The 11,859-nt window shown below is 56.8% G+C and carries 9 protein-coding genes; 5 read left to right on the forward strand and 4 right to left on the reverse strand.

Features of this window, described 5'->3' with window-relative positions; translation table 11 throughout:
• Window positions 1-211: 211 nt before the first annotated feature.
• From uxaC to ACJY2L_RS16430, 3 genes are read left to right on the forward strand one after another with little or no spacing between them, the layout of a single operon-like run.
• A complete protein-coding gene (gene uxaC / locus ACJY2L_RS16420) occupies window positions 212-1,627 on the forward strand; it encodes a glucuronate isomerase (RefSeq protein ID WP_439214099.1) in 1,416 nt (471 codons plus the stop codon).
• A 1-nt stretch (window position 1,628) separates the two neighbouring features.
• Entirely contained in the window at window positions 1,629-3,068 is a 1,440-nt protein-coding gene (locus ACJY2L_RS16425; protein WP_439214100.1) for a tagaturonate reductase, read from the forward strand.
• Window positions 3,069-3,073: 5 nt separating this feature from the next.
• Window positions 3,074-4,564: a UxaA family hydrolase gene (locus ACJY2L_RS16430; RefSeq protein WP_439214101.1), complete on the forward strand. Its 1,491-nt coding sequence runs from the start codon at window positions 3,074-3,076 to the stop codon at window positions 4,562-4,564.
• Between the two features lie 42 nt (window positions 4,565-4,606).
• Here ACJY2L_RS16430 and sstT read toward each other — a convergent pair whose 3' ends face one another.
• From sstT to ACJY2L_RS16445, 3 genes are all read right to left on the reverse strand, one after another.
• A complete protein-coding gene (gene sstT / locus ACJY2L_RS16435) occupies window positions 4,607-5,827 on the reverse strand; it encodes a serine/threonine transporter SstT (RefSeq protein WP_439214102.1) in 1,221 nt (406 codons plus the stop codon).
• A gap of 237 nt (window positions 5,828-6,064) precedes the next feature.
• Window positions 6,065-7,036, reverse strand: coding sequence for a TerC family protein (locus ACJY2L_RS16440; RefSeq protein WP_067433802.1), 972 nt, complete (start codon window positions 7,034-7,036; stop codon window positions 6,065-6,067).
• 252 nt (window positions 7,037-7,288) lie between these two features.
• A complete protein-coding gene (locus ACJY2L_RS16445) occupies window positions 7,289-8,287 on the reverse strand; it encodes a Gfo/Idh/MocA family protein (protein WP_439214103.1) in 999 nt (332 codons plus the stop codon).
• Window positions 8,288-8,433: 146 nt separating this feature from the next.
• On the opposite strand from ACJY2L_RS16445, the gene ACJY2L_RS16450 reads away from it, so the two are divergent.
• The gene (locus ACJY2L_RS16450; RefSeq protein ID WP_209501238.1) at window positions 8,434-10,122 is read left to right on the forward strand and encodes a chloride channel protein; all 1,689 of its coding nucleotides are present in this window, start codon (window positions 8,434-8,436) and stop codon (window positions 10,120-10,122) included.
• Here ACJY2L_RS16450 and ACJY2L_RS16455 read toward each other — a convergent pair.
• Window positions 10,119-10,622: a M48 metallopeptidase family protein gene (locus ACJY2L_RS16455; protein WP_187488264.1), complete on the reverse strand. Its 504-nt coding sequence runs from the start codon at window positions 10,620-10,622 to the stop codon at window positions 10,119-10,121. The genes ACJY2L_RS16450 and ACJY2L_RS16455 overlap by 4 nt on opposite strands.
• 118 nt (window positions 10,623-10,740) lie before the next feature.
• Between ACJY2L_RS16455 and rlmG the strand changes: the two genes are divergently transcribed.
• Window positions 10,741-11,859, forward strand: a complete 1,119-nt coding sequence (gene rlmG / locus ACJY2L_RS16460; protein ID WP_439214104.1) for a 23S rRNA (guanine(1835)-N(2))-methyltransferase RlmG — start codon at window positions 10,741-10,743, stop codon at window positions 11,857-11,859.

The following is an 11,859-nucleotide window of genomic DNA, read 5'->3' on the forward strand; positions in this document are numbered from 1 at the left end:
ATCACAAAAGCCACTGCTTTTGTATGGAAAGGTAAAGTTCGGTCATGAACCGCCTGTGGCGCGGCTCGGCGGCCCGTTTTGCGATTTATCACGGTGAATTTAAGATCATTAATGTGAAGAGACTCGCAAAAGTAACGCTGCAGGGCGGGTAATTGGTATGATAACTTTTGTGGATATTGACGAAGTGAGCCATCACAGAGGAAGCAGCGATATGTCACGTTTTATGAGCGAAGATTTCTTACTGGATAGTGAGTATGCCCGGCGGCTTTATCACGACTACGCCGCCGATCAGCCGATCTTCGATTACCACTGCCATCTGCCGCCGCAGCAGATCGCCGAAAATTACCGCTTCAACAACCTGTACGACATCTGGCTGAAAGGCGATCACTATAAATGGCGAGCGATGCGCGCCAATGGCGTGGCAGAAGCCTACTGCACCGGCAACGCCAGCGATCGCGAGAAATTTGATGCCTGGGCGCGCACCGTGCCGCATACCATCGGCAACCCGCTTTATCACTGGACGCACCTTGAACTGCGTCGGCCATTTGGCATTACCGGTAAGCTGCTGTCGGAAAAAACCGCGGATGCGATCTGGGATGAGTGCAATGCGCTGCTGGCGCAGGATAACTTCACCGCGCGCGGCATCATGCAGCAGATGAAGGTGAAAATGGTCGGTACCACTGACGATCCCATCGACGATCTGCAGCATCATCACGCTCTGGCGCAGGATAAAACCTTCGACGTCAAAGTGCTGCCGAGCTGGCGTCCCGATAAAGCTTTCAATATCGAAGCAGAAACTTTTGTCAGTTACATCGGCAAGCTGGCAGAAACCGCGGATGTGGCCATTCAGCGGTTTGACGATCTGCGCCGTGCGTTAGGCGTGCGTCTTGACCATTTTGCCGCCCATGGCTGTAAGGTCTCCGATCACGCGTTAGACGTCGTGCTGTTTGCCGAAGCTGATGACGCGCAGCTGGATGCCATTCTCGCCCGTCGCCTGAGCGGTTCAGCACCGGAGGCGCATGAGATTGCCCAGTTTAAAACGGCGGTGCTGGTCTGGCTGGGCAGCGAATATGCGCGCCGCGGCTGGGTGCAGCAGTATCACATCGGTGCGCTACGTAACACCAACCAGCGGCAGTTTGGCCTGTTGGGCCCCGACGTGGGCTTCGACTCCATCAACGATCGGCCGCTGGCGGAGCCGCTGTCGCGCCTGCTGGATGCGCAAAACCGCCAGAACGCGCTGCCGAAAACCATTCTTTACTGCCTGAACCCACGCGATAACGAAGTGCTGGCCACCATGGCCGGTAACTTTCAGGGCGAAGGCGAGCCGGGAAAAATGCAGTTTGGTTCCGCCTGGTGGTTCAACGATCAGCTTGATGGCATGGAGCGGCAGATGACGCAGCTGGCGCAGATTGGCCTGCTCAGCCGCTTTGTTGGCATGCTCACCGACAGCCGTAGCTTCCTCTCCTATACGCGACACGAATATTTCCGTCGTCTGCTGTGCCAAATGATTGGACGCTGGGTAGAGCGCGGCGAAGCGCCGGACGATATCGCGCTGTTGGGCAGCATGGTGCAGAACATCTGCTTCAATAATGCCCGCGATTATTTTGGCATTGAGCTCGGAGAGTAAAATGAACAGGCTGAATCGTAACGATTTTCCGGGCCGCCAGCCTACGGATCGCATTATCCAGTTTGGTGAGGGCAATTTTTTGCGCGCCTTTATCGACTGGCAGATCGACGTGCTCAACGAGCAGCACGATCTGGATGCGGGCATTGTGGTGGTCAGGCCGCGCAACCGGGCGGGCGAACGCACGCTGAATGAGCAGGATGGCCTGTATACCACGCTGATCCGCGGCCTTGATGAGCGCGGTGAGGTGGTGAATACCTCTCGCCTGATTCGCTCGGTGAAGCGGGAGATTCAGCCGTTCACGCAGTACGCGGCCTTTATCGCGCTGGCGCAGGATCCCAATATGCGTTTTGTGTTCTCCAACACCACGGAAGCAGGCATCGCCTTTGCTGAGCAGGATACGCTTGATGACCGTCCCGCCAGCAGCTTTCCTGGCAAGCTGACGCAGCTGCTGTGGGCGCGTTTCCAGCATTTTGCTGGCGATGCTGCTCGCGGCTGGATCGTTTTGCCCTGTGAACTGATTGACGACAATGGCACCACGCTACGTGAGCTGGTGCTGCGTTACGCAACGCAATGGCAATTGCCAGAGGCGTTCAGCGCGTGGGTCAGGGAGCACAATATTTTCTGCAACACGCTGGTGGATCGCATCGTCACCGGTTATCCGCAGGATGCCGCAACGCTTGAACAGCAGTTGGGCTATCAGGATCGCTATCTGGTGGCGGGTGAAGTCTATTACCAGTTTGTGATTCAGGGCCCGCAGCAGGTAGCGGACGAACTGAAGCTGGCGCATTTAGCGCCGTCCGTGCGGCTGGTCAGCGATATCAAACCGTGGAAAGAGCAGAAGGTGGCGATTCTCAATGGTGCCCACACCGCGCTGGTGCCGGTCGCCTTTCTGGCCGGGCTGGATCACGTTGGTGAAGCGATGGCGGATGCGGAGATAGCGGATTTCGTCGATCGCACGTTACGTGAGGAGATTATTCCCACGCTTAATCTGCCGGAAAACGAGCTGCACGCCTTTGCTGATGCGGTACAGCGACGCTTCCGTAACCCTTTTATTCAGCATGCGCTGCTTGCCATTGCGCTAAATGGCATGACCAAGTTCCGCACCCGTTTACTGCCGCAGTTGCTGGCCTCGCATCAGCAGCACGGTATCTGGCCGGTGCGCCTGACCTTTGCGCTGGCGGCATTGATCGCTTTTTATCGTGGTCAGCGTAACAGCGAGCACTATCCGTTGCAGGACGATGAGATCTGGCTGACGCGCTTTGCTCAGTGGTGGCCGGAATATGGCGATGATTTACCGGCTCTGGTGGCGCAGGTGCTGAGCCAGTCGGCGCACTGGGGCAGCGATCTGTCACAGATGCCAGGCTTAACAGAAGCCGTTAGTGAGCACTTACAAGCTATTGTCACGCAGGGAATGCGTGCCGCCGTGGCGCAACTGAGGTAAACCCTATGCAACAAGTTATCCAAATTAGCCCGCGCGATAATGTCGCCGTTGCGCTCTGCGATCTCGACCCAGGCACAGCGCTTACGCTCGACGACCACACGCTGACCCTGCCGCAGGCGGTGGCGCGTGGGCATAAGTTTGCGCTCACGCCGATCGCCACCGATGCGCTGGTGATCAAATATGGCCTGCCGATTGCGCACGCGACGCAGCCGATTGCCGCCGGTGAAATCATTCATTCCAGCAATGCGCGCACCAACCTCAGCGATCTTGATGAGTATCAGTATCAGCCGGACTTCGTGACGCTGCCGCCGCAGGCAGGGGATCGCGACGTGCAGCTCTATCGCCGCCAGAACGGTGAAGTCGGCATTCGCAACGAGCTGTGGATTTTACCCACCGTTGGCTGCGTGAACGGCATCGCCCGGCAAATCCTGCAGCGGTTTCTGAAAGAGACCCACGACGCCGAAGGCATTGATGGCGTTTATCTGTTCAGTCATCCGTTTGGCTGCTCTCAGCTCGGCCAGGATCATGAAAACACCCGTACCATGCTGCAAAATATGGTGCGACATCCGAATGCTGGCGCGGTGCTGGTGATTGGCCTGGGGTGCGAAAATAATCAGGTCGATGTGTTTCAACAAACGCTCGGCGAGTATGACAGCGAGCGCGTCAGCTTTATGATCTGCCAGCAGCAGGATGATGAAGTGGAAGCGGGGCTGGAACAGCTGCATCGTCTGTATGCGGCGATGCGTAATGACCGGCGCGAAGCGGGCAAGCTCAGCGAGCTGAAGTTTGGCCTGGAGTGCGGCGGCTCCGATGGTCTCTCGGGGATTACGGCCAATCCGCTGCTCGGTCGTTTCTCCGATCAGATGATCGCCAACGGCGGCACCACCGTGCTGACCGAAGTGCCGGAAATGTTTGGCGCCGAACGTATTCTGATGAGCCGCTGTCGCGATGAGGCGACCTTTGAAAAAACCGTGGCGATGATTAACGATTTCAAACGCTACTTCATTGCCCATGAGCAGCCTATCTATGAAAACCCGTCGCCGGGCAACAAAGCGGGCGGCATTACCACGCTGGAAGAGAAGTCACTGGGCTGCACGCAGAAAGCGGGGCAGAGCCAGGTGGTGGACGTGCTGAAATATGGCGAGCGATTAAAACAGCACGGGCTGAATCTGCTCAGTGCGCCCGGTAATGATGCAGTGGCGACCAGCGCGCTGGCGGGCGCGGGCTGCCATATGGTGCTGTTCAGCACCGGTCGCGGCACGCCCTATGGCGGCTTTGTGCCGACAGTAAAAATTGCCACCAACTCACCGCTGGCGGAGAAAAAACCGCACTGGATCGATTTTGATGCCGGTCGTTTGATTAACGGTCTGAGCATGGAGGCGATGCTGGAGGATTTTGTCGATACCATCGTGGCGATTGCCAATGGTGAACCGGCTAAAAACGAAATCAATGATTTCCGCGAGCTGGCAATTTTCAAAAGCGGCGTAACGCTGTAAAGCACGATGATAAAAAAAGGCGGCCATTGCTGGCCGCCTTTTTTATGCGCGTTCCGCATCCGCCTGACAGACGGCGGCGGTAAACAGAATATCCGTGGAGGAGTTTAACGCGGTTTCCGCGGAATCCTGCAGCACGCCAATCACAAAGCCCACCGCAACCACCTGCATCGCCACGTCATTGGGAATGCCAAACATGTTGCAGGCCACCGGGATCAGCAGCAGCGAACCCCCGGCCACGCCAGATGCACCGCAGGCGCAGAGTGATGCCACCAGGCTCAGCAGAATCGCCGTCGGCACGTCGATAGCGATACCCAGCGTATTGACCGCCGCCAGCGTCAGCACGGTGATGGTGATTGACGCACCTGCCATGCTGATGGTCGCGCCCAGCGGAATCGACACCGAATAGGTGTCCTCATCCAGGCCCAGACGTTTTGCCAGCGCCATGTTCACCGGAATATTGGCGGCAGAACTGCGGGTGAAAAAGGCGGTGACGCCGCTTTCGCGCAGACAGGTAAACACCAGCGGATAAGGGTTACGGCGAATTTTGCTGAACACCAGCAGTGGGTTAATCACTAGCGCCATGAAGATCATACAGCCGAGCAGCAGCGCCAGCAGGTGCGCATATTGCCACAGCGCGCCAAAGCCTGATGAGGCGAGCACCGAGGCCACCAGACCAAAAATACCGATCGGCGCACAGCGAATCACACAGCGCACCAGCCAGGTAGCCGCATCGGAGGCGTCATTTAAAAAGGCGCGGGTGCTTTCACGGCTGTGACGAAACGCCAGCCCCAGACCAATCGCCCAGACCAGAATACCGATGTAGTTTGCTTCCATCAGCGCAGTAATCGGGTTTGCTACCATGCTCATCAGCAGACTGCGCAGCACTTCCGTAATGCCGGAAGGCGGCGTGATGGTGCTTTTTTCCACCGACAGAATCAGCGTTTGCGGAATCAGATGGCTAAAGGTCACCGCGATCACCGCAGCAAAAAAGGTGCTGAGCAGATAGAGCATGATAATCGGCTTGATGTTGCTTTTCTGTCCCTGCTGATGGTTGGCAATCGATGAGATCACCAGCACTAACACCAGCAGCGGCGCCACCGCTTTCAGCGCGTTAACAAACAGTTCGCCCAGCAGGCCCACTGCCAGCGCTGCGTCACGCGACACGCCGGCCAGAATGATACCGGCAAATAGGCCAATAACGATTTGTTGAACCAGGCTCATTGTCAGCAGACGACGAGCCGGCCCGGATTCCTTTTTATTCATCACGATTACCGTTTTTGGGTTCCCCGTTTCAGCATTAACCGGCCAGAAACGTGGGAAGCTCAGTGCATTTGCGGGGGAAGTATAAGGAAATGCGATAGCAGGGAAAGGATAAATTGTGTCGGGTGACGGTGCGGCGATGCGGCAATCTTCTGTGTGAAAACGCCGTGACACTATATGACGGGGTAAAGCGCGGACAAGGCAAAATAAAACAGGGGCGACGCGCGCCCCTTCAACAGATTATTTGGTTAGCCCTTTGCGGTCATTTTTACGGTTTACCCAGGCATTGATCAGCAACGTTACCGCCAGAATACCGCCTACCACGCCCAGCGAAACCGCTATCGGGATGTGATAGAACTCGACGATTAACATCTTGATACCGATAAAAATCAGCACCAGCGCCAGGCCATACTTCAGCATTGAGAAGCGTTCTGCCACGTTAGCGAGCAGGAAGTACATGGCGCGCAGGCCGAGAATGGCGAACAGGTTCGAGGTCAGCACGATAAAGGGATCGGTGGTGACGGCGAAAATAGCGGGAATGCTGTCGACGGCAAAAATAACGTCGCTCAGTTCCACCATGATCAGTACCAGCAGCAGCGGGGTGGCAAACAGCACGCCGTTGCGACGGGTAAAGAATTTTTCACCTTCCAGCGTGTCAGTCATGCGCAGGTGGCTGCGCAGCCAGCGCACCACTGGTTTATCACCGACGGCAGAGGCATCTTCATTGTGTGCCATCGCCATTTTCACGCCGGTAAACAGCAGGAATGCGCCGAAGATATAGAGGATCCAGCTGAACTGCGTAACCAGCCAGCTGCCCGCGAAGATCATGATGGTGCGCAGCACGATAGCGCCCAGCACGCCGTAAATCAGCACGCGGCGCTGCAGATTGGCCGGCACGCTAAAGTAGCTGAACAGCATCAGCCAGACGAAGACGTTATCAACGGCAAGTGATTTTTCCAGCACGTAACCGGTAAGGAAGGCGAGGGTTTGCGTATTGGCGATTTCGCGACCAGCAGAGCCGTCGAGATACCACCAGAAAACCGCACTGAACAGCAGAGAAACGGAAACCCAAATCAGTGACCACACCGCTGCCTGTTTAAAGGTCATGGTCTGGGCACCGCGCCGTCCCTGCAAAAGAAGGTCAATCGCCAGCATGATGATGACGACGACAGCAAAACTGCCCCACAACAGGGGTGTGCCGACTGAGTTCATAATCTTATCCTGTATCAAATAAAAACGGCTGCTATCGAAAGACTGCAGCCGCTTAAATTTTTCAAGCAGACCTCGCCTTTCGGCAAGGTCTCACTCACAACCGAAATAGCACGCTATTCCTGTTGCCCAACGACCGGGTGCAGAGCACCGTAATGACGGCCCATTGGATGACAAGTTACTCCCCTTTGCTGCAGCGTAAGTTATGTCAGCGCTGCGCCTTTATCAATGGTCGCCATTCATATTTAGAAATATTTACACAACCTTTGTCGCAATTGACGAATCGGCGGGAAAACAGACGCCGGTCTGCCGACGTATCTCGGTAAGCAGACGCGCGGTGGCCAGCGACAGTGCCAGCCCGTCATGTTCAACCTGTTGTGCCGCCACCAGCGTGGCAAAACGCTCTGCTTCATACAGCATGGTGTTGATATGCTGCGGTTTGCTGAAATCCTGACGCTGGCCTTCGCGGGGGTAAAACATCACGCTCTGGCACTCCGCCACTTTCTCAATGACCAGCGTACCCGCTTCGCCCTGAATTTCGCTGGCGAGGTGCGAGTTGCTGACTTTAGAGTGGCGCAGCGTCACCTCAAAGTCGCCGTACGTCATCACCACCGTGCCGTGCGCATCGACGCCGCTCGGCAGCAGCGACGCCTGCGCCTGCACCCGTTGCGGCTCGCCCCACAGGCTGATGGCGGTGGCGAGACAGTAATAGCCGATATCCATGATCGAGCCATTTGACCAGGCAGGATTAAAGGTGTTGGGATTCTCGCCGTCCAGGTAGCGCTGATAACGTGATGAATACTGGCAGTAATTCAGCAATACCTTACGGATCTTACCCACCTTCGGCAGCGCATCGCGCAGCGCCAAAAAGTTAGGCAGGCTGGCGGTTTTAAAGGCCTCAAACAGCACCACCTGGTTCTGTCGGGCGGCAGCGATCATCGCTTCAGCTTCGCGGTCGTGTGAGGCGAGCGGCTTTTCGCAGATAACGTGTTTTTTGTGTTGCAGAAAAAGCAATGCCTGCTCGCAGTGCAGGGCGTTGGGGCTGGCAATATAGACGGCATCAATGGCAGTCGATTGCGCCAGCGCCTCCAGCGAGTCGAACAGCAACTCGACGTCGTAATCCGCGTTGAACGCCCTGGCCTGCTCCAGCTGGCGGGAGTAAATCGCGCTCAGTTTCATACGGCCGCTCTCATGGGCGGCGTCAACGAACTGGCGGGTTATCCAGTTAGTACCGATAATGGCGAAACGAATCATAGCCGGGCAATCTTCCCTTTTGGTGAGTCGAACCGGCAGGGTAACACGCACAATGACCGGCGCAATGTGCAGCCGCGACGCGCATTTGATAGTGCGATCCGCATTCCAATATGATGACCCATTACGGACAGACGAAAGGATGACAGGTGAGCAGTAATAAGCATGTTCTGAGCTGGGCGGCGGTGCTGGTGGCGATACCGGTTGGCTGTGCCGCCTCGCTGGTGACGCTGGCCTTTCGCGGCCTGATCGAATTAATCAATCAGCTGCTGTTTAACTCGGGCGATGAAATTACCCAGGCGATGCGGGTGTGGCCGTGGTACGTCTGGCCATTGATTGTCGGCGGTGGTGGCCTGATCGCCGGCTGGTTTCTGCGCTTTGCGGTAGACATTGAAAAGCGCGAAACGGTCAATACTGATTATCTTGAAGTGATCAACGCCCGGCTGGATGCAGTGCCGGGAAAAACCTCACTGTTTCGTGCGCTTTCGTCGATTGCCAGTATTGGCAGCGGCGCGTCGATCGGTAAAGAGGGGCCGATGGTGCAGCTCTCGGCGCTGTGCGGCAGCCTGCTGGGCCGCTGTATTCCCGCCTCGCTGGCGTTGCGTAACAGCGATGTGGTCGCGATGGCGGCGGCGGCGGGGCTGGCGTCGGTCTATCACGCACCGCTCGCTTCGGCGATTTTTGTTGCTGAAATCGCCTTCGGTATCTCTGCACTGCAGCGGCTGATACCGCTGATTATCGCTGCGGCGACCGCGGTGATGACCATGTGGTCGCTGGGCTTTCGCTCAGCGCTTTATCCGCTGGCCGAGGTCAATTTCACCATGGATCCCAGCTCGCTGACGCTGACCGTGCTGATCGCACTGCTGGCCGGACCCACAGGCTGGCTGTTGTTGGCACTGATTGCCCGCTCGAAAAAGCTGTTCTCGCACATTCGTGCGCTGCCGTTGCGGCTGGGATTGGGTGGCGTGGCGGTGGGCTTACTGGCGATTGCGACGACCGATATTCTCGGCAACGGCTATGAAATTATCGTGCAGTTGATGGCGGGGCACTATCTGCTGCCGGGCATCCTGCTGCTGCTGGTGCTGAAAATGGCCGCTACCGCATTGTCGGTAGGGTCCAACGCAGTGGGTGGTTTGTTCACGCCGTCGCTGCTGATTGGCGCACTGCTCGGCGTGGCGCTGGCCACCGTTGCCAGACAACTGGGGTTGCCGATAGAGAATCCATTAATTTATGCGGCGATTGGCATGGCCGCGGTGCTGGCGGCGGTTAGCCAGGCTCCGCTGATGGCGATGTTGATGGTGCTGGAAATGACGCTCAACAGCAGCCTGCTTTTTCCGGTAATGATCGCCACCGTGCTGGCGACTATGGTGGTTTATCAGCTGCATGCCGCCAGCACCTATCCGGTGGTAGGCCGCCATCTCAACCGCGCCGATGCCAAATTCGATTTTGATAACAGCGTTATTTCACAGCTGATTATTCCCGGTGCCGCGCTACAGCCCCATGAATCGGTGGGTCAGGCTTTAGCGGTCAGCTCACTGAAACGCGAACGTTTTGTTTACGTGATCAACGATCGCCAGCAGTTTCTTGGCGTGGTATCGATTCACGATATTTCGCGAAAAATTCTCGATCAGGAGATTACGCTGGAGTCGCCGGTGCTGACGGTGATGGACGATAATTTTCCCTGCGTCTATCAGAATCAGAGCGTGCGTGAAGGCTGGGAGGCGTTTGCCCGCGTCACGCTGGAGCGTCTGCCGGTGCTGAGTAATCCGCAGGATCGTCTGTTTCTGGGCGCGCTCACAAAGACCAGCCTGATTCAGAAAGCCAAAGAGTTTCTTTAACCCTCGCGCCCTTCGAGATGCTGTTGCGTCAGCCACAGGCGGGTATCGAACTCAAACTGGTGGTAGTTCGGCTCCATGTGGCAGCAGAGCTGGTAAAACGCCTTGTTGTGATCTTTTTCGCGCAGGTGTGCCAGCTCATGCACCACGATCATGCGCAAAAAGGGTTCCGGTGCCTGGCGAAACAGCGTCGCTACGCGGATCTCCGCCTTGGCCTTCATTTTGCCGCCCTGCACGCGCGAAATCGCGGTATGCAGGCCGAGCGCATGTTTCATGACGCGGATTTTGCTGTCATACAGCACCTTGCTCAGCGGCTGCGCATTCCGCAGGTAACGCTGGCGGATATCCTGGGTGAAGTCATACAGCGCTTTATCGCTGTTAATCGTATGCCCGTCGGGATAGCGCTGTTGCAGCACTCGGGCCAGCTGCTGTTTGTCGATCAGCTGTTGCACCTGCTGCAACACCGATTCGGGATAGCCCTGAAGATAGATAAGTGATGACATCGTTGGTCCTGAATACATCCGGTCGTGCGCTTTACTGCCACCCGGCCGGATTTGGGTATATACTGCGCCCCCGCTTTCAGGGCGAAAAACGCGCAAAGAGTACCACGCCGGAGAATCAATGAGCCAATTAGAACTGGGCGACCGCACGCTGACGCTGCATCGCTTTCCACAAGTAAACGAAGAGAACCCGCTGCAAGCCTGGGATGCCGCTGATGAATACCTGCTCCAGCAGGCGTTGCCGGAAGGGCCGGTGATCGTATTCAATGACACCTTCGGCACGCTGGCCGCGGCGTTGAATCCGCGTGAAGTGGTCAGCGTAAGCGACTCATGGCTTAGCCAGCAGGCGACCAGGCAAAACCTGCGTCTGAACGGTCTCGATGACAGCGCGGTCACTTTTCTCGACAGCATGTCGCCGCTGCCAGCCAATCCGGCCTGCGTGCTGATTAAAATCCCGAAAACCGTGGCGCTGTTGGAGCACCAACTGCGCGCGCTGCGTGAAGTGGTCTCTGCCGATACGCTGATCATCGCTGCTGCCCGCGCCAAAGAGATCCACACCTCTACGCTGCAGCTGTTCGAACGTATGCTGGGCGAAACCAAAACCTCACTGGCGTGGAAAAAAGCCCGTCTGGTGTTCTGCCGCTTCACCGCGCCTGCGGTCGGCAAGCCGGTGCCGACCCGCGTTTGGCCGCTGGAAGGTACCGATTATCAGATCCACAATCACGCGAATGTCTTTTCCCGCAACGGACTCGATATCGGCGCACGGCTGTTTATGCAGCATCTGCCTGGTCACATTGACGGTGAAATTGCTGACCTCGGCTGCGGTAACGGCATCATTGGCCTGATGGCGCTGGAGAAGAATCCGCTGGCGGATGTGCATTTTGTCGATGAATCCTGGATGGCAGTGGCATCAAGCCAGCTGAACGTTGAGGTAAATCGCCCGCAGGATCTGGCGCGCTCCCACTTCAGCGTTAACAATGGCTTAAGCGGCTTTCCTGCTGACCGGCTGCACGCGGTGCTGTGTAATCCGCCATTCCATCAGCAGCATGCGTTAACCGATGAGATCGCCTGGCAGATGTTCCATGATGCCCGCCGCTGCCTGCAGTATGGCGGCGAGCTGCGCATCGTGGGCAATCGCCATCTTGATTACCATCGCAAGCTGAAAAAGATTTTCGGCAACTGCACGCTGGTGGCCTCCAGCGCTAAGTTTGTGGTACTGCGTGCGGTAAAACTGCGCTAA

This window comes from Duffyella sp. Ts4 (assembly GCF_051851875.1).
Taxonomy (GTDB): domain Bacteria; phylum Pseudomonadota; class Gammaproteobacteria; order Enterobacterales; family Enterobacteriaceae; genus Duffyella; species Duffyella gerundensis.